General features: G+C 53.9%; 24 protein-coding genes and 1 pseudogene. 15 read left to right on the top strand and 10 right to left on the bottom strand.

Annotated elements, in window-relative coordinates; translation table 11 throughout:
* The first annotated feature begins 1,409 nt into the window (after positions 1–1,409).
* The gene (locus tag ACIPZC_RS25630) at positions 1,410–1,700 is read left to right on the top strand and encodes a hypothetical protein (RefSeq protein WP_400630307.1); all 291 of its coding nucleotides are present in this window, start codon (positions 1,410–1,412) and stop codon (positions 1,698–1,700) included.
* Positions 1,701–2,524: 824 nt separating this feature from the next.
* On the opposite strand, the gene ACIPZC_RS25625 is transcribed toward ACIPZC_RS25630, so the two are convergent.
* Genes ACIPZC_RS25625 through ACIPZC_RS25610 form a run of 4 tightly spaced genes read right to left on the bottom strand, consistent with a single transcriptional unit; the run spans position 2,525 to position 4,881 of the window.
* Positions 2,525–3,484 (bottom strand): tyrosine-type recombinase/integrase, encoded by a 960-nt coding sequence (locus tag ACIPZC_RS25625; protein WP_400630305.1) that lies wholly within the window; start codon positions 3,482–3,484, stop codon positions 2,525–2,527.
* The gene (locus ACIPZC_RS25620) at positions 3,469–4,029 is read right to left on the bottom strand and encodes an N-acetyltransferase (protein ID WP_400630303.1); all 561 of its coding nucleotides are present in this window, start codon (positions 4,027–4,029) and stop codon (positions 3,469–3,471) included. The genes ACIPZC_RS25625 and ACIPZC_RS25620 overlap by 16 nt, the downstream gene beginning before the upstream one ends.
* 15 nt (positions 4,030–4,044) lie before the next feature.
* Positions 4,045–4,455, bottom strand: coding sequence for a hypothetical protein (locus ACIPZC_RS25615; RefSeq protein WP_400630301.1), 411 nt, complete (start codon positions 4,453–4,455; stop codon positions 4,045–4,047).
* A 21-nt stretch (positions 4,456–4,476) separates the two neighbouring features.
* Complete coding sequence (locus tag ACIPZC_RS25610) at positions 4,477–4,881, bottom strand: hypothetical protein (protein ID WP_400630299.1); 405 nt, start codon at positions 4,879–4,881, stop codon at positions 4,477–4,479.
* 193 nt (positions 4,882–5,074) lie between these two features.
* Here ACIPZC_RS25610 and ACIPZC_RS25605 point away from each other — a divergent pair, with 193 nt between their 5' ends.
* Complete coding sequence (locus ACIPZC_RS25605; RefSeq protein WP_400630297.1) at positions 5,075–5,341, top strand: type II toxin-antitoxin system RelB/DinJ family antitoxin; 267 nt, start codon at positions 5,075–5,077, stop codon at positions 5,339–5,341.
* Positions 5,342–5,390: 49 nt separating this feature from the next.
* Here the strand turns inward: ACIPZC_RS25605 and ACIPZC_RS25600 are convergent, their stop codons facing one another.
* Positions 5,391–5,663, bottom strand: a complete 273-nt coding sequence (locus ACIPZC_RS25600; protein ID WP_400630295.1) for a type II toxin-antitoxin system YafQ family toxin — start codon at positions 5,661–5,663, stop codon at positions 5,391–5,393.
* A 520-nt stretch (positions 5,664–6,183) separates the two neighbouring features.
* On the opposite strand from ACIPZC_RS25600, the gene ACIPZC_RS25595 reads away from it, so the two are divergent.
* From ACIPZC_RS25595 to ACIPZC_RS25580, 4 genes are all read left to right on the top strand, one after another.
* Positions 6,184–6,837 (top strand): AAA family ATPase, encoded by a 654-nt coding sequence (locus ACIPZC_RS25595; protein ID WP_215521561.1) that lies wholly within the window; start codon positions 6,184–6,186, stop codon positions 6,835–6,837.
* The gene (locus ACIPZC_RS25590) at positions 6,825–7,187 is read left to right on the top strand and encodes a hypothetical protein (RefSeq protein ID WP_400630294.1); all 363 of its coding nucleotides are present in this window, start codon (positions 6,825–6,827) and stop codon (positions 7,185–7,187) included. The genes ACIPZC_RS25595 and ACIPZC_RS25590 overlap by 13 nt, the downstream gene beginning before the upstream one ends.
* A gap of 309 nt (positions 7,188–7,496) precedes the next feature.
* Positions 7,497–7,706, top strand: coding sequence for a ribbon-helix-helix protein, CopG family (locus tag ACIPZC_RS25585; RefSeq protein ID WP_215521559.1), 210 nt, complete (start codon positions 7,497–7,499; stop codon positions 7,704–7,706).
* 207 nt (positions 7,707–7,913) lie between these two features.
* Positions 7,914–8,867 (top strand): hypothetical protein, encoded by a 954-nt coding sequence (locus ACIPZC_RS25580; RefSeq protein WP_400630292.1) that lies wholly within the window; start codon positions 7,914–7,916, stop codon positions 8,865–8,867.
* An 805-nt stretch (positions 8,868–9,672) separates the two neighbouring features.
* Here the strand turns inward: ACIPZC_RS25580 and ACIPZC_RS25575 are convergent.
* Both ACIPZC_RS25575 and ACIPZC_RS25570 read right to left on the bottom strand, forming a co-directional pair.
* Positions 9,673–10,578 carry a site-specific integrase gene (locus tag ACIPZC_RS25575; protein WP_400630290.1) on the bottom strand — a complete coding sequence of 302 codons (906 nt, stop codon included), beginning with the start codon at positions 10,576–10,578 and terminating at the stop codon, positions 9,673–9,675.
* Positions 10,487–10,972 (bottom strand): hypothetical protein, encoded by a 486-nt coding sequence (locus ACIPZC_RS25570; protein WP_400630288.1) that lies wholly within the window; start codon positions 10,970–10,972, stop codon positions 10,487–10,489. The genes ACIPZC_RS25575 and ACIPZC_RS25570 overlap by 92 nt, the downstream gene beginning before the upstream one ends.
* Before the next feature lie 887 nt (positions 10,973–11,859).
* Between ACIPZC_RS25570 and ACIPZC_RS25565 the strand changes: the two genes are divergently transcribed.
* The 7 genes from ACIPZC_RS25565 to ACIPZC_RS25535 all read left to right on the top strand — a co-directional run bounded on the left by ACIPZC_RS25565 (position 11,860) and on the right by ACIPZC_RS25535 (position 16,993).
* Positions 11,860–12,054, top strand: coding sequence for a hypothetical protein (locus ACIPZC_RS25565; RefSeq protein ID WP_400630286.1), 195 nt, complete (start codon positions 11,860–11,862; stop codon positions 12,052–12,054).
* Between the two features lie 3 nt (positions 12,055–12,057).
* Positions 12,058–13,953: a hypothetical protein gene (locus ACIPZC_RS25560; RefSeq protein ID WP_400630284.1), complete on the top strand. Its 1,896-nt coding sequence runs from the start codon at positions 12,058–12,060 to the stop codon at positions 13,951–13,953.
* Between the two features lie 83 nt (positions 13,954–14,036).
* Positions 14,037–14,408 carry a hypothetical protein gene (locus ACIPZC_RS25555; protein ID WP_400630283.1) on the top strand — a complete coding sequence of 124 codons (372 nt, stop codon included), beginning with the start codon at positions 14,037–14,039 and terminating at the stop codon, positions 14,406–14,408.
* A 259-nt stretch (positions 14,409–14,667) separates the two neighbouring features.
* The gene (locus tag ACIPZC_RS25550) at positions 14,668–15,084 is read left to right on the top strand and encodes a hypothetical protein (protein ID WP_400630281.1); all 417 of its coding nucleotides are present in this window, start codon (positions 14,668–14,670) and stop codon (positions 15,082–15,084) included.
* 548 nt (positions 15,085–15,632) lie between these two features.
* On the top strand, positions 15,633–15,902 hold the full coding sequence (locus tag ACIPZC_RS25545) for a hypothetical protein (protein WP_232859154.1): 270 nt from the start codon (positions 15,633–15,635) through the stop codon (positions 15,900–15,902).
* 14 nt (positions 15,903–15,916) lie between these two features.
* The gene (locus tag ACIPZC_RS25540) at positions 15,917–16,663 is read left to right on the top strand and encodes a hypothetical protein (protein ID WP_400630279.1); all 747 of its coding nucleotides are present in this window, start codon (positions 15,917–15,919) and stop codon (positions 16,661–16,663) included.
* A gap of 45 nt (positions 16,664–16,708) precedes the next feature.
* Complete coding sequence (locus tag ACIPZC_RS25535) at positions 16,709–16,993, top strand: hypothetical protein (protein WP_400630277.1); 285 nt, start codon at positions 16,709–16,711, stop codon at positions 16,991–16,993.
* Positions 16,994–17,247: 254 nt separating this feature from the next.
* On the opposite strand, the gene ACIPZC_RS25530 is transcribed toward ACIPZC_RS25535, so the two are convergent.
* Positions 17,248–17,418, bottom strand: a complete 171-nt coding sequence (locus ACIPZC_RS25530) for a hypothetical protein (protein ID WP_215521551.1) — start codon at positions 17,416–17,418, stop codon at positions 17,248–17,250.
* A 485-nt stretch (positions 17,419–17,903) separates the two neighbouring features.
* Between ACIPZC_RS25530 and ACIPZC_RS25525 the strand changes: the two genes are divergently transcribed.
* Together ACIPZC_RS25525 and ACIPZC_RS25520 are read left to right on the top strand one after the other, a co-directional pair.
* Entirely contained in the window at positions 17,904–18,038 is a 135-nt protein-coding gene (locus ACIPZC_RS25525; RefSeq protein ID WP_269806358.1) for a hypothetical protein, read from the top strand.
* Positions 18,039–18,040: 2 nt separating this feature from the next.
* Positions 18,041–18,688, top strand: coding sequence for a hypothetical protein (locus tag ACIPZC_RS25520; RefSeq protein WP_400630275.1), 648 nt, complete (start codon positions 18,041–18,043; stop codon positions 18,686–18,688).
* On the opposite strand, the pseudogene ACIPZC_RS25515 reads toward ACIPZC_RS25520, so the two are convergent.
* Together ACIPZC_RS25515 and ACIPZC_RS25510 are read right to left on the bottom strand one after the other, a co-directional pair.
* Positions 18,639–18,837, bottom strand: a pseudogene (locus ACIPZC_RS25515) (hypothetical protein); the annotation flags it as partial. The gene ACIPZC_RS25520 and the pseudogene ACIPZC_RS25515 sit on opposite strands and share 50 nt — an antisense overlap.
* A 50-nt stretch (positions 18,838–18,887) precedes the next feature.
* A complete protein-coding gene (locus ACIPZC_RS25510) occupies positions 18,888–19,085 on the bottom strand; it encodes a hypothetical protein (protein ID WP_400630273.1) in 198 nt (65 codons plus the stop codon).
* Positions 19,086–19,143 lie beyond the last annotated feature (58 nt).

The following is a 19,143-nucleotide window of genomic DNA, read 5'->3' as shown; positions in this document are numbered from 1 at the left end:
TGGTGAGCATCACCCCCATCAAGACTGCTTCAAACATCTTCACTCCATTTTTTGCCATTAATTGGCCATCATCTTACCCCGGTCGTGTCTATCTTGCCGCTTCTAGCCGCTCATGTGCATGCCCACGGATCCGCGCCGGCGATCGAGGACTAAAGTGAAGTTCGCCGAGGACTGTTGGCCTTGATGGCCTGCGGATCGGGTTGTAAGCGTTGGCTGCTGTTTTTGTTGCTAAATCCCCGATCAGGCCTGATTTCCCGCCGCACCGTTACACTCGTGTGTGCCGCATCACCTGGTATCAAGTAATGCCCACTGGGATGTGGACAGATCTTCAGCAGCAGTGCCGCCGAAAGCCCGTAGCAGGGGACGGTTGCGGCTGACCATGGTTCAGATTCTCTGCATGCCAATGATACTTGCTGGCCTTGACCGCTTAGAGATCGGGTATTCTTTACCGCGTGACGACAAGCACGCTGGCCCCGATGAGGTAATCGGCGTCAGTCTGTCGGACTGATAAAATGGCGTCGTGAAGGTGCACCGAATGGCGGGCACAAAAAAACCGCCTGGACGGGCGGTTCGTTTGTGCGAATCGAATGGACGTTCGTTTCGCGGTTCGCTGATAGCGGTTACAAGGGCGATAGTAAATACAGTGAATCTGTTGCGCAATAGCCGACCGGCGACCGGCGCATCGAGCAGAAATGCTCATCGTAGCTTGCTGCGGATCATCGCCGAACCCACGAATGGTATGTTGAGTAAAACGAGTATGCGAAGTTGAAGGCGAATATGCCGGGGTTTTCAGCCATTTGCGGCCACTTAGCGGCGCTGATGGATTCAGTCAAGGCATGTTCGTCATTCGGAAAAATAAACTTCAAAATCTCGTAAAAATGCTTTTTTTGGTCAGTGCTTTTTTGGTATCAAGTACGACGAGGGGCGGCTTGCCGCTCTGGCCTCTCCACCGCGTCTGGACAACGCGCCGGAAATTGAGAGAGCCGATGAACACCCTGGTTCGCTGATAGCGGTTACCCCCATTTGGGGCCTATTAGTGACACCGTTGCGTAGTCCGGAAGGCGCATCGGGCCGGGGATTCCTAACAGAGGAACCCTTATGAAAGCTACGCTCAAACGCGTGGTCGAAGTCGTTAACGTGGCTGATTTCCTAGCCAAGTTGACGAATGTGTACCGGGCCTGGGCCTGGTTCCGCGATCACGTGGATCTCTAAGCTATACGGTTTGACGACCCCACCTTCTGGTGGGGTTTTTTTGGCCAATAAAAAGCTACGCATCCAGCCAGGCTTAGGGGGACATTTCCGCGTCTAGGGGGCATTGTCCAGGGCAGGAGGCAAAGCGCAGTTGCTCCCAGCATGCTGATCTGCTGCATGCCGCACCTCGACCGCATTTCAACAAGAGAGAATTCATTATGAGCGCAGCCGATATCCCAAAGTCCGTGTTACTACCCGCGGTGGTTTCCCCGCGCAAGATGTCCACCGCCTGGTGCGCGATTGCCTTTGAGGAGTTGGAAGAAGCGTTGTTATTAATCGATCCGGGAGTAGGTGAGCTGAACCCCAAGCAGCGTTTCCTGTGGGAGCGCTACAAGGCCATGACCCGCCAGTTTGCCCATGACATGCTGCTGGCTGAAGGCAATTCCGAGGAAATCGACCGGCGCTTAGGGCTTGAGCGCGGCGACTATTGCCCGGAGTCGCAGGGGTAGCCCGCATCCAGTACCTTCAGCGGTAGGCGCATTTGCCCAGGGTGACGTTACTGGTCGGCAGTTCCCGAAGCGGGTAAGCTCAGGTTGAAGCAGTGAGGCAGTCAGCTTTGCTCACGGAGGGGGAATCTCTATGCAAGACAATTGGTGTTCACCTATTTGGGATGGCACTCAGATGCTATCTGGAGCCGCTGCCCGCGAATATCGCCTTCGCCTGGCAGGTGGTGTCGAAACGGTCATCCGCAAAGCTTCCACCAAGGCTGCCGAAATGGCTACCCGGGAAGCCTTGGAGACGGTAAATGGCGTTAGCGTTGCCGTGACTAGCCCGAAATCCAATGTGGTACCAGTGGGCAGGCCTGCTGTTCGGCGCAGGACGCGTAAAAGCAGCACTGACCAGGCACAGGAGAAAAAGTGACTTGAGCTTGCTGAGCGAGGCCCGCCCGGTTCCCCTGGCGGGTTTTTTTATGCCTGTGTTAATTTCCGTGACTGCCCAGGGCCTGTAGGCTCTCCAGGAAGCCTGCTGCTAACTGTCTTAGGTTGGTCAGCGATTCGTCACGACGCGTGTTTCGCGTCCTAGAATTTGGGACCAAGACCCACCATGGATTTTTACATCTGCGAAAAGTGTCCGACGGTCTTTGAAGCCATTCATCACAGTGGCGGTTTTCCTGGCGGCAAGGAACGTGAATACATCAACTGCCCTAATTGTGGCCACACGGCAGGGAGTGAGGTAACCAGCGGCCTAATCAACACCAGAGAAATCATCGGTGAGCAAAGGACTCAAATTTTGGCTAAGCGGCGATAGATGGGAAAATATTCACCGCTGAGCCTCAATATTTGACCTTATAGGTGGGGGAGTCTTCCGCGCGATCACCCCGCCGATCATACAGGCGGGTCGTGCTGATATTGGCGTGGCCCAGCCAGGCCTGGACCTTGGCAATATCGGCTTCGTGCTCGAGCGCATTGGTTGCCGCCGTGGCGCGCAGCCCGTGCACGCCCAGGCCCTCGACGGCGATGCCGGCAGCCTTGGCCCAGTAGCCCACCAGCTGGTAGACGCCGTTGGCGGTAATGCCGGCGCCGGCGCTGCGCCCGCGCAGCGAGCGGAACAATGGCCCCGGGCCTGGCTCGCGGGCCGTGTCGGCTTCCTGGTAGGCATGCAGGCGTGCCGCCGCCACCGGATGCAGCGGCAGCCAGCGGAGCTTGCCGCCCTTGCCCAGCACGCGCAGGTGTTTGATGCCCCGGCGCTCCTGCAGGTCGCTCAGCTGCAGCTGGGCGCACTCCTCACGGCGCAAGCCATGGTATAGCAGCACCGCCAGAATGGCGCGGTCGCGCAGGCCTTTGCAGCTGTCGATCGGCGGCGCGTCGAGCAGCGCCTTGGCCTGGTCATCGCCCAGGGCCGGGGTCTTGCCTTCATTACTCTCGATGCGGGGCCGCTTGACCCCGTGCACCGGGTTGCCCCCGGCCACCGCGTTCGACTCCAGCAGGTGATCGAACAGGCTGGCCAGCGCCGCCAGTTTGCGGCGGATGGTCGCCCCGGCCAGGCCGCGCTGCTCCAGCTGGGCACGCCAGGCCAGCACATGGGCGCGGGTGACGGCGCGGAATTCGTCGGCGCCGGCGAGGCCGACGAAGGCGCAGAAATCTGCCAGGTCGGCTTGGTAGGCGCGCCGGGTGCGCGGGTTGTCGATATTGGCGAACCATTCCACCGCGGCCGGCACGCGGGCCAGCTGCTGGAACTGCAGCGCGGTCAGCCGGCGCTCGCCGGCGTCCAGGGTAATCAGTCCTGCCGGCATGGGCCGTACTCCGCTTCCATGCGCGCCTTGATCGCTGGCCACTCGGGCGAGGCCATCAGTTCGCGGATTTTGCGTTCGTGCTCGGGCTCGGGGACCAAGTGTGCCCAGGTCGCTTCAATCGCCGGTTGATCGCCGGTGCGGATATCGCGCTGCAGGTGCACGCCAGCCCGGGCTAGGCGCTGCTCCGCCTTGCCCCAAAAGCCGGTCGACAAGCCCACTTCGTGCATCGAAGCGAGCGGCAGGCCGTACTGGCGACTCAGGCACCACAACGTGGCCAGGCCGAGGCCCTGGCCCTGGTGCGCCGGGTAAATCTTGAAGTCGCTGATGTACAGGCGGTCGTTCAATGGGCTGATGCCGTAATGGATGGTGCCGACGCGCTGGCCGTGCTGCTCGATGGCGGCGATGACATCCAGCCCGGGAAAGACGAAATTGCCGCGCTGGGATTCGCTGTGCACGGTCACCAGCTGCAGGCCGCTGGCCAGTGCATCGAGGTGGACGGCCTGGCGGCGCTGGAAGAAATCGCGCAGGGGGTCAAACAGGGTCATGGTCGCCTCGCAGGGTCATAGCGTATTCACACAGTTGAAGTAATGGCCCGGTTCAACGGGGAGCGAGCCGTAGCCCTGCAGGCGCAGCAGCCATTGCCCACCCTTGTAGGCCTTTTCCGAGAACAGCACCGCGTGCGGCTGGCCCAGGTCATTTTCCAGGTAAGCGAAATCCCGGTCGGCGCGCAGCTGCTGGGCCTGCAGGCGGATCACCAGCGCGGTATTGCCGGCGCCGTCGTCCAGCTCGATGTGCACCGGGCTGTGGCAGGTGAGGCAGGTCCAGGTGCGTTCATCCAAGTCTCGGTGGCGGTCGAGGTGTTCGCGGGCGCAGCTGTGGCAGCTGTAGCGCTGGTCATAGGCGGTGGAGATCGGCATGGGCAGCATGGGCATGGCGGCGTCCTGGTAGCGGGTGGACAGGGTAGGGGACATCGAACAGCGGGTTGAACAGGGTCAAGGCACGGTTTGCCCAGCATGGGAGGTGAGGACCTGGACGAAGGTGTTCACCTCGACATTCACGTAATCGGAGGCAGGGAGCACCACCTTGTTGTATCCCTGAATGACCAGGAGCCAGTTGCTGGCCTTGGCGCCGTACTGCTGCGACTGCCTGATATCACCCGACGCGAGCCCGGCACCGCAGCGGTACACCACGTGGTCGTGCACGGTCACATGCTTGGCCATTCGACGTTCAACAGTGAATTTGCGCCCATTCTGGTCATCCATGTAGACCTTGACCGTATTATGACAGGTGTTGCAGGTCCAGTTCCGGCGGTTGATAGCACCGAGGTTGCTGCGCGGTATCTGACCGCAGGGGCATAGGTAGTACAAGTCGTGGCCTTGGCCGAGCGATAGGGTCATAAATGCCTTCCTTGGGTGATTAGGACGATAACCTATTTTATCAGCAGTTTATGCTGGCGGATGCTCCTGGGAGGGCATGGGTGTTGCAAGCTTTAGGGCGAGGTTTTGAGCGTTTTTTGTACAAAAAACTGGACTATGAGTATAGTGAGAGTATACTGAACACCTTGTAGCTACATCGTGCTCAGAGGAATTTATGGCCAACACTGAAGTCGTACGCACCCGAATCGAAAGCGATCTTAAGGCAAATGCTACGGCAGTCCTTGATGAGATGGGCGTCACCGTTTCGCAGGCGATCCGAATGATGCTAGTGCAGGTTGTACAGACTAAAGAGCTTCCTTTTGCGGTTAAGGCTCCGAAGCTCAATGAGCGTGCTAGAAAGGTCATGGAGGAACAGGATCGCAATCCTGTCGGGATCCTGCATGAAAATTCGAGCGCATTGTTCAAAAGCTTGGGCATTTAAGGATTAGAGAGCGGCGCGTAAGGCGCCGCTCTCTTCCGACTTCTGGCCCTTAATCGAACAGGTACTTGTGGCTACCTGTCTGCTCCAGGGTGATGATCCCAGCCTGGATGTCGACCTTATAGACCATCCACCAATCGAAGCTAATGAGACAGCTCCAACGCCCATGTGTACCTACCAACGGGTTGTCCAGGTGGTACACCGGGAGCGGCAGCTGCTGCTCCAGTTGTTCAACCACCGTCTTGAATGGAGCGGGGTCTTGACCGGCTGCGAGCTGAGCTTGGAAATCAGAAGTGAACTGCGGTGTTTCAATAATTTTCAGCAAATTTAAATCTCCCATACGATTTTAGATTGAGGTGTTGCGTATGGGCCAGAGCTGCAGCAAAGCAGGAATTTTTTGCGGTTTACCGACAATTGGTGGTTGACCGGTACCTCGATTCTCTCTAAATTACACCGACACACACACAGAGCGTAAGATGTGGCCTTGCTGTAATTCTGGCACATCCGCGTATCGTATCGTCCTTTCTCAAAGCGCGCAAGCTTTCGGGAAGGATTTTTTTTGCGCGCCTTTTTTGTGCTCCCCTTCCGTTTCACGCTCTACCCCTTTGAGTGCGCTCTTACGCTTCCCCTCTCGCTCAGGCGTTCCGGTGCAAGGGAGTGCCTTGGGCACCTCTTTTCGGTGCCGAAATACCACCCAAGCCCTATTCCCCCTATTGCCCCTAGTCACGCTGGCGTTGGCATAAGGTGTGTCACGGCTATGTGCATGGAATCACTTACGTAAGTTGCGCGCATTGAATAACTTATGTAAGTTATTGCCTCTGTGCTCGCTACTAAGGAGAAGGCAAATGATTTTGTTGTTAGGTGGGGAAAAAGGGGGCAGTGGAAAATCCTGCCTGGCTCAAAACCTAGCCGTCTGGATTAAGGCGCGTGGTGGGGATGTCTTGCTGCTCGATGCAGACCCACAAGGCACAACGGCCGATTGGGCTGCTGAGCGAAATGACAAGGGCGACCTTCCGCCGATTCCGGTTGTACAAGCCCATGGCAATATCCGCCAAACCCTCCTCGATCTGCGCGACAGATACAGGCAAATCGTAGTTGATGCAGGCGGTGCTGACTCAGAGGCGTTGCGATCCGCGATGACTGTAGCAACTCACATGCTCATTCCATTTCGGCCGAAGCGTCGAGACTTGAAGACGCTCCCTAAAGTCGAAAATCTAGCCCGATTGGCCATCGCAGTGAACCCTAATCTCACTATCCGAGCCGTCATTACCCAGTGCCCAGCACTGCCCAGTCAGGTCCAAAGGATTCTGGATGCAAAAGAGGCTTGCCAGTCATTTGAAATCATTCCCTTGAACGCCATTACCACCGCACGAAACGTTTACGACGACGCTGATGAAGACGGATGCTCCGTCCTTGAAAGCGGAACTGACCTTCGAGCCAAAGAAGAGATTGAATCCTTAGCGGCTGAGCTATGGGGGAACACCAAATGGGTGGCCTGAAGAACCTGGTTAAGTCATCGAGGCCGGCTGAAAGCAATCCTGAGATGAGTATTGAGGCTGCAGCCCAAGCATTCATAGCCGATGCCCCCGTGGGCGCTAATCCTGAACCGAAGCGCCGTCGAAAAAAAACGGCCTCAACGTTCGTACGGACGACGTTCTCCCTCTCTAAAGAGGTGAATCGCCAAATCGACAAAATTTCTCTCACTCCGCGGAATTTCCGAGCTACTCGCTCTGATGTGATCCGGGCAGGCATCGTCGCGTTGCAGAATCTCGATAGGGCCGAACTGCTGGAGCTGCTTGAGCGTGCTAGCAAAGCTGAACCTATCGAAGATCTTACGCAAGACGAGTAACTTATGTAACGTAAACAACACGAGTAACTTACGTATGTTATTCGTGTTACGTAAGTTGCATATTTGCTACATGATCTGTGAAGAGCTTCACAGAGGCCTTGTAATCCGTGGCCTACAGAGATAGTCAGGTTTGCTCCACGATTCAAAAAGGTCGAGAAATCTTGGCCTTTTTTTGTTGCTAGCCAAAAATTTGGGTGCTAGTGTTCGGGCAAATTTTAAGCGACCTAAGGCCCTGCTGATGATTCTTGACGTATAACGGTTAAACCACTAGCCTAAGCTGACGTTATAACCGTATAACCTGGATGTCCCATGACAGCGAACGCGCCATCTTCCATCATGGCCACCAAGGTCGACGAGTCGATAAAGCGTCGTTTCGACGCTGCTATGAGAGCTCGCGGGACCACTACGTCTGCGGTTTTGCGTGAGGCAATCTACAAGTACTTGAACGAGCTCGACGCAGGTGAAGAGCACCCGCAATTCAGGCTCGACTTGGAACGGCCGCTAGGGCGAGAGAAATGAGCGTGAGTACGCTGGTGACGTAAAACCAAATTACAGAAACCAGAAAGCCCGGCTGGTAACCGGGCTTTCTGGACAATCTAGAACAGGCTTTTCTCTTTCCACGGATCGAGCCTGTTCCCTACAAGGTGAGCTGATTATGGCTAGCCTTGCGGCTGCTTGCAAGTCGCAAAGGCTATTACAGTCAGCTGACCGCCAGATGGCGGGATCATGGATTCGACCTCAATACTTCAGCCAGAAAGACGAAGCAGGCCCTATGTTCATCGTGTGAACCAAGGCGGGAACTATTGTGGCCATGCCCCAGAATCCCCGCGCCTGGGGCTGGTGAAGGACGTTGTGAGTCCTGGCAAATCCCTTCCCGGGATTTTGATCGAACTCCAGGAACGGGTTAAACGCTATTACAGTAAGCCCGCCGTCATGCCTTCACTGCGCAACGCTAATCAGAGCGCTAAAGGCCGTCAGCAACGCAGCGAGCGCCGCGAAGCGTGCCTTCTCCTACTAGCTGCCATCGTTTCGTTTACCGACCTTGTGTCATTGCGCTGCGGTGTGCCCACAAAAAACGGGTTTATGTCGCTGACCCTGGACTATCTAGTCGAGTACACCGGCCTCAACATGCGCCGCGCAGAGCGCGCCATGGCGGACTTGAAGCGTGCCAACTTAATCACCTGCAGCCAGCCGCGCCAATTGAAAGAGGATGGCACCTATCGAGGTCTGGCGGCGGTCAAGGCAGTGAACAAGCTGCTGTTCACCGCCTTTGGCCTGGGTAAGCGGTTGCAGCATGAAACGCAGCGCGCTATGGATCGGCTAGCCAAGAAGATCAAGAAGGCGGGCGGCACCATGACCAGCTGGGCCCGCAACATGCTGGTCATCGAGGGCATTAAGGCTCCGAAACCTGCCAAGGCATCAGCCGGTGACCAGCCACCGCCCACGGTGGCTAAAGCCACCACGGGGCTAGCAGCGGCCTTTAGGTCGCCCCAAATCCCCAAAGGCATACCAGCGGGGGCGGACGATCAAACATACGCCATAGCCCGCACGGAACTGGCGATAGCGATCTTAAAAGCGAACCCAGGTAAGTCAGCAGCAGAAGTTAACGCCGAAGCTGACCAGATCCTCAGGCAACGCTACACCGCCAGGACAGCCAAAGCAGGACGATTCACCGCCTAGCCTAACCGGCAGGCTTCCCCACGCCTATAGGGCGTCAGAGGCGCAAAAAACGGCCTCAAAACAGCATTCTCCGGCCGAGGCCGACCCCCTTCCAGCTGTCCAACCCTGCTGTGCCCCCCAATTTTGAAGTTATCCACAGTCACCCGGCCACATCTTCTTTCATAGTGAAAGTTAAGTGTCGGCAAGAAGTTTTTTAAGTGTCGGACCTTAACCAGAAGGTCTTAAAAGAAATCAGAAGGGGGGTATTGCTGCGCAACACCCAAATGATGCCCCACGCAAATCGTGCCTTCGGCACGGCGTGGGCAACTCGGGGCTACTCGCCCCGAACCCTCGGCAGGAGCCTACGGCCCCTGCACCCGTGAGGTGGTGTGCAAGCAGACCTTACCACAGCCTGTCTAAGCGTCCCAGGGCGATGAAGCTGCCCTGGGAGAGCCTACGGCTCCCCTACGGGCGCAAGACCCGGATAAATCGCGCCCAGCCGGCTTCGCCAGCTGCCCGCTCAACCGGGCGCGAGTGCGCGCTGGCTGATCAACAATCTGCGACGTTCTTCCGTACGCTAGGTGCCTTCGGTGAAGGCATGCGTTTTGAGCTTGTGATAGACCTGGACGGTCCCGTGCCCATTGCGATCGAGAGGCGATGCAACTGCGCCGGCGATCAAGGACAAGGACAAGGACACAATCAATTTGGGGTGGCGCTACCACAATCTGGCGATGATAGCCCCATGGAACATGGCCAGATTTCACGCACAAGCGCCCCCGGCGAGCAAGGAAATAATTACGTAGGTAAAATTAGAAAAGGTGATAATTCAACGTAGATAGGTGTCGGTTATCTCAGGTCGGAAATGCCCAAGTTCTTGAGACACTATTTCCTTTGCGCGTTGGATATCACCTGTGAGTCGCTGGGCTTCGCGATTCCTATCTTGAGCATAAGTATGACGAAGGCCATGACCACCTGTGCTGTAGCCAAGGGCGGATTTACTAGCACTTGAAAATGATTGACTCCAGCTTTGTCCACCCGCAATGTCATAATGCATGTTGTAATGGATTTTTCTATCTATACGGTCAATAGGAGCTTTAAGTCGAGTGCTTTCTAGTCTAACGGCTAGTTCGTTTGAAATCCTAACCTCACGAATTAATCCCCCTTTACCGATCACAGTGTAACGGCTCCCCCCATCCCTAAATTTTAGTAAATCTGCTGGGCGTTCACTTGCTGGGCGCTCACTAGCTGGAAGTAAGGTTAATAGTTCATGTGCTCTTAAGCCCGCTTCGAAAGCTATTTCGGTGCTAAATGAGTTTCGTGCTGATTGATGTTGACATATTATATCAATCTGAGCTTTGGTGTAATTTCTGCTCTTTAGGCTCTGCTGTCTGGTCGCTTCGACAATATGAAGTCGTTGGTCTGCAGTGAGTCTTCCGTTTTGTCTTAGCACTGCTTGTAACGCTTGTCTGTCTCGATCCAGTGTCTTTTGTCCTACTACGGACAAACGAGATCGTAAGTACGCCATTGCAGACTTTGGAGACAATTCATACAGCGAGCCGCGCCCATTCTTTTTTAACCACTCAGCCGCCAACTTCAAACTTGCTTCGTAACTGTAAGAAGTCCCAAGACTTGCAATGCTATTAGAGTTGTATAAGGCTTTGCTCAATTCTCGAGATTGAGTTGAGGCTTTCGCGAATACCCTTGGATTCTTGGTCTTTTTTGTTTTCTTCATAAATTTTCTCCAGGGCTCTCCTTACTGAACAGTCTGATGTTGTTATGTTGTGATTGTCTTTAAGGAGTTTTCTTATTTTCCTGTGAGATAATTTTTGTTCATAAAAGTATTTCTCGATTATTCCTAGATAGCTATCTAGGTGTCTTGAATACTTCCTTAGTGGCTTGGCGATATCTACTTTTTCGCGATAATATTTATAATTTTCTCCTGGCACATAGATTGTCGGGCACGTATTTTCACGAAAAGATTTTGAGATGGCGCGGGAAATAGTGGTTTGGGCCACCTTCAACCCATATTGATCTCTGACCCAATGCTGGATCATAGCAGCGGTGTATTTTTTTAAGGCGAGTGTTTTTATTTCTCTGCGTAGGTCGCTAGTGAGCTTTTGATTCATGATGGCGGGCTTTCGCTGTAAGTTACAGCAACCACTTTACCCGTTGCAGAATGAGCAGCAACCCAAAAGGGGCGCTCGAAATTCCTACGGGTGTGGTTCCGACATTCAGCGAATGCCTAGCCCCTGATTTTATACAGTGTCGGACTTATCTGTTAGCAAGCGATTTTCCGCCGTAACAGTGTGCGTTAGCACTCTCACTGTTGTGTCTCACTGCCAAACTCGACAGAGTCGAAGCAATGCTTCGCCAGGTTACCGCGCCTGGAACAACTCAATTTATTGTCAGAGTTTGACATAAGGACTGCCCGGTTGAGACGGGGTGGACAGTCAGCTGGAACAACACCAATTCCCCTTTGCCAGGTGGGAATCGATTCGCCATGAAACGCACTCTGCGCTAGCGGTTTGCATCACATAGCTCACGCGGGATGAAGGGCAGAAATGTCTGCCCTTATTCCCGCACCTCACCGAATCAAAGAGCAGAAATATCAGCCTTCGATGGAGGTCTATGCGGAATAGCGCACTAGACCTGGTGATTGATCGCTTGCGAATCGCGATCGGGGTGCAGGGTCATATTGTGTGGTGCATACCCGTGGGTCAATCTGTGTCATGTAAATTATGCATTTGATAGCGCGGAGAGCGGCTCTGTAAGGGTGGAGAGCATAGCGATCACCCTGACAGAGCCGCGTGCTTCGCACGCTGCAGCGCGTAGAGCGCTGCACGTTCAGCCTAAGCTGAACGAAGAGGATTTCTGCGTTCTTAGAAAACTCTGGGTTAGCTGAGCTAGTTCTAGCTGAATTTCTCGGTGGAATTTCGACACCCTGTTTTGGCTTGCAGTTTCACTTGAATGCTTCAAAGTGGAAGTGAATCAACCCGGACATTGGGAGCTCCCTATGAAGCAATTCAACATCAAAGCCAGTAGGTCCAGGCTATCAACTGTGGCTGTGCTGGTAGCTGTTTTCACGTTGCTGCAAAACTACGCCTACGTTAAGGCTGGGGCACTTGGGTTTTGCGTGGTTTTTAGCATCGGATCGGCGGTATTGATTGTAACGGCACCTGGGAAGCATGCTTCCCATGATGAGGCGTGATCCATGGGGGACCTAGGCAATTTCGGTTGGCTGTTCCAAAGTGGAACAGATGCAATGATAACCTCACTGGTAGCGATGGGAGCAAAGACTGAGGCGTTTGCTACATTCATGAGGCCGTATGCCTCTAGCTGGCCATTCCTGCCGTTGGCGTGGTTTGTGCTCAAACTCTGTATTGCCAAGCCTGATCAAAAGACTGCGGGGATGTTTCTCGTATCACTTCTTTCGCTTTTTTTACTAAGCCCTGCAGCAGTTAATTTTCCTGGTCGTGCTAGTTTACAAATGACCCAGGGACAAGCCTGGACATTAAAATTCGTGATGCCAGTCTATGAATCTTTGGTCCAAATATATCGGACGAAGGACAATGATCCGTCTGCGTTGATGATTGCAGACCTTACCGAACGTGAAATCAGTCCTTTCGTTGGTAGTGATCTAGCCAATCTAATGAAAGATTATAAGCAGTACTGCGAACCGGGACCCGACCAGAGTAAAGGTGTACCCGACACTACTTGGCAGGCGGTGGGTCTCAGAGGCGGGGGTGCACTTGGGGTGCCTGACTCTCAAGTCTCTATTTTCACTAGTGCCACTGCAGATAAATTGTCGGAACAATCTCTATTCTCTTGGTTCGGCCCAATCAGGAAATTGCTTGTCATTACTGACACATACGAAGCTGGAAATCGTCGAGCTGAAGGTAGAGCGGCTCTCGAAAAAATGACTGATACTAACTGGCCTAAGGGTAGAAGATACTTACTTCCAAATGAGTCTGGATGGAAATCAAGACTATCCGGTGGCGTTGATGAGTCTACTGTTTATTTAAACCCTTGGGAAATTGCTAAAGGATCTCTCGCGGACCCGGCCTTACGCGAGGAGCCAACAGAAATAAATAATCGGTATTTTGTTCCAGAGAACTGCTATGAAGCGTATCAAGCGGCCCAAGCGGGAGCCGAAGAGGGATATAAAGCTGTGGGCGAAAAAATTCGCCCTTCAAATTTAGCTCCTGATACAGAAGCATCTGTGGTAGCTGGAATTCGTGCTTGGTCAAACATAGTAAATAAAAGTCTAGATTCTCTATACACTGGAGCTAAAGACTCTTGGTGGGGGCCAAGGATTTCGGAAGGCTCGTCTGAGGCGATAGGTGCCCTCAATGAAGTAAAGGGAGCGTTATCGACAGTTGACCTTGCGGCCAAACTACCCTTGTTTGTATATCTCACGGCTCTAGGGCAAGCTCTGCTGATACATATATTTCCTCTAATAGCACTCCTGGCCTGCGTTCTTGGCGGTGATATCTTATTGTATTGGTTTAGGTTGGTTGTATTTACCTTTACCGCATTGTTTTTTTCTGAGGGAATACTTTATGGGGTCTCTGGTTTGCTAAGCAGTATTAGCTATGCCCAAGCTGCGACTGCTCTAAGCTATGCCGGTACATCGTTGGACCTAGATGGTTTGCGCGGTGCACTAGCCGGTGGCGCTGGTTTTGTAATTATGGTAGCTACTTACGTAGCGGCCACGCTATTAAAAGTTCAAAGCCTTCCGGGTAAAGGGGAAAATGCAGCCTCGTTTTCTCAACTGGGAAGCATCGCAGCATCGGTTGCCGGAACAGTAATGGGTGGAGTCTCAAAGATAGCTGCATTAAAAACTGCTGGATTGAAGCAGGAATTACTGCGGGCAAAAATTGAGAAAACTCACAATTCAGGAAGGGCTCCTGGAGGATCACCAAGCATTGGAGGCAATAACCCGGACTCCCCTAGACCTTCCCGGGAAACCCGTGAATGGGCTGGACAACGCCTAGCGCGTCCAGCCTCTGCCGATCAATCCGAAGGCCAGCAGAAAAATCGGACCTCTCGCGCTGAGCGTGCAGATAGACGGCGCTCGCCCCTAAACCCTTCGGATGGCAGCAAATGAAGGCGACGGTACGCTCTGGGATGGTTCTGGCACGCCCTGCCCCATGCTTGGATGCAGCATCCGACCTGCAGGAGTGCACTCACATGGCGTTTACCTTCGACTACTACCTGACCGCTACTACCGATGAAAGCTGGGATAACCCGATTGATTTGCGGTACCTATTCGATGGCCTAGCGCCTTGGCCTGGTCTGGTATGGGTGATGCGCGGTGATCAATATTTTTTGTCGCCGCAGCTGACTGGTATAGGTGGACATGACTGGGATGAAACGGCCCCTATAGAAATTCGGCCCTTTGAGACGCCGAATTTAGATGCTTTGACCTGGTATTTGGTGACGGCAGAACTGAATCGGCGAAACGGTTTCGATGACCGCAGGGCTGAGATCCACGAGGTGCACCTACAGGATTTGATCAATGGGCTTCCCAGGGAAACAGTCCCTTACTTCGGGAGGGCATGAGAATGCTCTATTCCAGGCTTGTCACCGTGTGGCTCGTTTCAGCGCTCGCGTTAATTCCTACTTCTGCTGCTCTTCCGCTTCAAGAAACCCCATTCACGCCGCATAGCGCCTACCTGCTGTTGCTATTGCTGGTAACCGGGTGCACTGCGGTATGTGCGCATTGCAAGCGCTATATGGTGCTTAGAACTCACTTCGGATGGGTGATGTGGGGAATCACCCTCGCTTGTTTTTGGGCTTGGTACAAACAAAGGAGCTTCGTTTGAATCTGTACATGAAGGTGCTGGGATTGATGGGAGTGGCCGTGTTCCTGACGCCTTGGGGAAGCGTTTCAGAAATGGTCGATGTGAGCGGCTACTACATTAGCGATGGTGGGCTGACGGGCGGCTATAAAGTGCTGAAAGTCGATTCCTCTGGCCTGGGTGAGATGTATTCCTACGATGACGTTCGGGGCGCCCTTCTGAGTGTCCACCCTTTCCGCTACTCCTCCAGCCTGCTGAAGATCGATCTCGATTTTAATGATGGCAGTCATACCAGATTGACCCGAGGCGCCTGGGGCATGGATGGGCTGTGGCACTGTGCGGGCGACACCTGTCGTGGCATGCATTCGCTGGTCTGGATTAGCGAGAGCGACCTACCTGAAAAATTTCGGAAATCTTTATCAAAAACAAAAATTTGATATATCAATAAATAGGTATTGATATTGAGTGGCACACTGATACTATGTGTTCTGCAGCGCTTCAGGGTAGTAGAAGGGTAAAATCCAAAATCTCTGCTGCTGGTGATGGGGGGGAAGACCTACGGGCTGCCCCCCTGCTCCATTTCTGATGCGTGATCTATGTCCCTAATCTTCGAAGCTGATTTACGGCGATACCTAGCTGCTGGACTGGTACTAGGTGTCTCGGTCCATCCCAAAAGCGGCGCTTGGGCGCTGCGTATTCAACTCGGTACTGAATCCTTATCGCTGCGCCGGCAGCGTGGAGGCGAGCGGACTTTCAAGAGCCTCGACAAGCTGGCGGACTTCCTGGCCGAGCTCGGACTCGAGCAGTTGGTTGTCCAGCTGAGGAGTTCAGACGAACAAGCTGGGGGGCTTCTGGCACGCGAAGGCAAAGGAGATGCTTAGCAAAATATCTTTAGGAGAGAGTCAGGATGATGTTGAGGAGAGCCGGGCTCGTTGCCTTGTGCGTAGGGTTGAGCGGCTGCGGGAACGAGTTCGAGGGTAGCTACATGGCAGCGTCGGGCATGCTTGGACCCGTCATCGGGATTCATGTGATGCGTAGCGAGGCGAAGGTGGCTCAAATCGACCCCTACCAGAAGCGCGTTTTGAATGAGGAAACGTGGGGGCTTGAAACGAAGGGCGAGAAGCTGCTGTTAACCAATCCACGCGGGAAGACCTTCGCATTTACCCGGGCGGTGGATGAGAAGAGCCTTGACTGCCTGAATTGCGGTCTAGGCACTGGAATGCCAAAAGCCTGGCAGCAAGTCGACCTGAAATGATCCAAGGAAAGGTTATGGCCTTAAGAAAAATCGTGTTCACTCTCGCAATGCTCCCGGCCGTCACCTTTGCCGGAGCCCAGCCCTTCGATGGAAACTACTCCGTCTCAGTAGGAACCGGTCTGTTAAAGGATTTGTTTGTTCTGAGTGTTGCCGGGGGTAGTGGCACCCTGACGTACGCCAAGGTGTTCGAGAAGCCGGAACAGCCGATGACACTCACGATCCGACAGGACGCCAAGCAAATGGCGGTTAAGGTCGATAAGTACGGCAACGATATGCGCATGGTTTTCAAGAAATCAGAGAAGGGTTTGACCTGCATTTCGGGCTGTGCTGAACCCACAGTTCACTGGCAAAAAGTACCGATTGCCAACGTGCAAGAAACCCGTCCCGTAGAGAAAGTCGATTTCGATGCGCTGCCCACAGTCAGCATTGGAGACATCGATGGCGCATGGATCGAGTCAAAACGCGACCCCGAAAGCGACGCCGATTTTGCCTTTGAGATTAAAGGTGAGTTCGTAAAATACTATGAGTATCTCTTCGGGCTCTACTCCAAAAGCAGCACCCCCTCTGTGTACATGCTGAATGGCAGCTCGTTCATTATCCCCAGGTCAGGCGGCAAATTTCTTGAGTTGAGGAGGCTGAGCGAAACGAAGCTCGTTGCCAGGTACCCGAAATGGGAAGGTCTGGTCTACCTCTACCGCGCAGACTCGATTAAGTTTGCAGATCTCAAGAAGGCACGCAACGCCGCAGAAGCTGGGGGTTGAACATCAATGAAGGACGGTTCGCTATCCTACCGGGGTCAAGCCGACTTGACCTTTATCTACTATCAGACCCCCGGATTGAGTCGGGTGGTTTCTGAGCGTGGTGGGGTCGATGTGGTGCTGAGTCGCGTGGGTTTAACTGCGCCGGTATCGGTGTTGATTGATCCGCAGCTGGGGGCAGAATTGTTCCGACACCCTGGGCTTACTCGCGTCAGTGTGCTGTTGCCTGATGGGCAGTTGTTTGCTGGAAGCATTGAGGCGATTTCGCCTGAGGCTGACTATTTCGAAGTGGTTGCCGCATTGTCCAGCAACACAGGGCCGATCGTTGATTGAACATCATCGGAACGCCAGGGCAGGGGAAATCCTGCCCGGTATCCTAATGCCGCCGGCGATCACGCTCAGCTATGCGGGTACCTCACCGAGGTAGAAAGCGCGGACAGCCCGGTAAATTACCTAACCGCCCAAGCCTGGGCGGAAACCTCGGTAGATGCGTTGCGCTAGAGACGGTGCCCATCGAGCGCCTGTATGTACGATAACTCCGCCACGATAGCTCGCCTATAGCTGCTCGGTACCGAAGGCACCGATGCTCAGCCACGCCATTGGCTTTCATGCGCGATCCTTGTGCTGGGCGACGACACCATCAGCATCCGTTGAGGTACCTCTATCTGTTTCACGGGGCCCTGCAGGGCCATCAGGATCATCGAGCTCAGCACGCTGGCCACGGTAGCAATCAGAATCTGGATGACGATATTTTTCATAAGTTGCCTGACCTCCTTTTTTGCAGGCAACCGTATTTATAACGTCACGACAGTCGTCTCTACACAAGGGGTTTGCACCATTTTCAGGCTCTAGGCTTGGTGGAGCCCTGATAATGTAGGTCGCCGCTCCTAACCCAAAGTCACGCTTTTCCATCCGCTGGAAGCGCATCGTTAACCCATCGAGAGGAAAGCGCCCTCCTCCTCGCCAGCTATTTCCAGGCAAGATTTTTAGAGAGGTGGGGTTTTTAGGTCCTTCCCATTTACTAAGGCTGCTTTTCGATCGCCTTGCCATTTACCAAAAATGGGTGGTTTTGCCACTCTCGTTAACCAACTTGGGATTTTCATTTTTTTCCGATAAGATCCTCTAGCCCTTTAATATCAAGGCCTCCAGAGCCATGCAGGGTATAAGTGGCTGACACCTATTCTAGATTAACATCTCGTGGTGGGGTGGAATGAACACACATTCAGCCAATGAGGACCTACCCATGGATTCCATCTCCAAACTTGCAAGTGCCCTTTCCCATGCCGATCCGGCTGCTTTGGTGGCTTGCGTTTCTATTGTTGCCCTGCTGGTGATCTACCAGGTTGTTCGTCATCTCACCGGCTCGAAGAAGGACTGAATATGGCCTACCGATTCAGCAAGCTGCCAACCGGGTGGACGCGGACCACTGGTTGCGATTTGGGCGCCTTCAAGGGCGGTGGACAAGCGGGGACAAGCATTGCGGCGCTGAAGTGCTTACTCGCAGTTTCGCTGCAGATCGATTTCCACACCCGCACTGCAGCTGTTTCCTACAACGATTTTGAGTTACTTACCGGTCTTTCGCGGCCAATGATCTCGAAGGGACTTCGAGCGCTTGCGGACATGCAGATCCTGACAGTCACTGGCGATCACGCGCACTGCTATACGGTGAATGAGGTGGGCGACAGTTACTGGGCGAAGCTTCCATTCGACCTCCTCCGTCTTCGCCTTAAAGAGTTGGGAAATCGTGGTGCAATACGCCTGGCCGCGTTGAAGATCTATGTCATTCTGATCGCGCGCCGGAGCAACAAATTTGACTGGACCGCGCTGACCTACGAGCAAATCGTAGACCACACGGGAGTTCGACGTTCGGACGTTCGAGCTGGTTTGTCGGAGCTCTATTCGCTTGGGCTGCTGCACGCTGATGTGGTCCATCCCGAGGACGGAAAACCTCCGTTCAGGGCCTACTTCATACGAGGGCTTACGGTTGCCGATCCTCGTTTAGGCAGAGTTCCTGAAGCGGTAAGTTGAAGGTTGGCGAATCCTCGGGTGCGACTGGCAATGATCGTAGATCCGGTTGGACTGATGTTGGCATGGCCCAGCCAGGCCTGGACCTTGGCAATGTCGGTTTCATGTTCCTGGGTGCCTTCGGTTAAGGCATGTGCACGGCCTTGACCATCCCCTGGCCTTTGATCAAAAACTACTCTGAGCTTTTAGACGCAGATCATCCTTACTGCCCCTTCGTTTTTACCTTTCTAAGATCCGCACAACTGAACACCACTGTCTCACCTTGCTTACCCTTCATGTGAAGGGTGAGGCCGTTTGCGACAGCTTGGCAGTCCTCCATAGACACAAATGCTGCCCATTGCTTTTCTACAGTTTGCCCTTCATTGGTGAGCATCACCCCCATCAAGACTGCTTCAAACATCTTCACTCCATTTTTTGCCATTAATTGGCCATCATCTTACCCCGGTCGTGTCTATCTT

The sequence above is a fragment of the Pseudomonas sp. NPDC089743 genome (genome assembly GCF_044748785.1).
GTDB classification, from domain to species: domain Bacteria; phylum Pseudomonadota; class Gammaproteobacteria; order Pseudomonadales; family Pseudomonadaceae; genus Aquipseudomonas; species Aquipseudomonas putida_X.
Note: the sequence above shows the minus strand (reverse complement) of the source record. Positions and strands in the feature narration are given on the sequence as shown.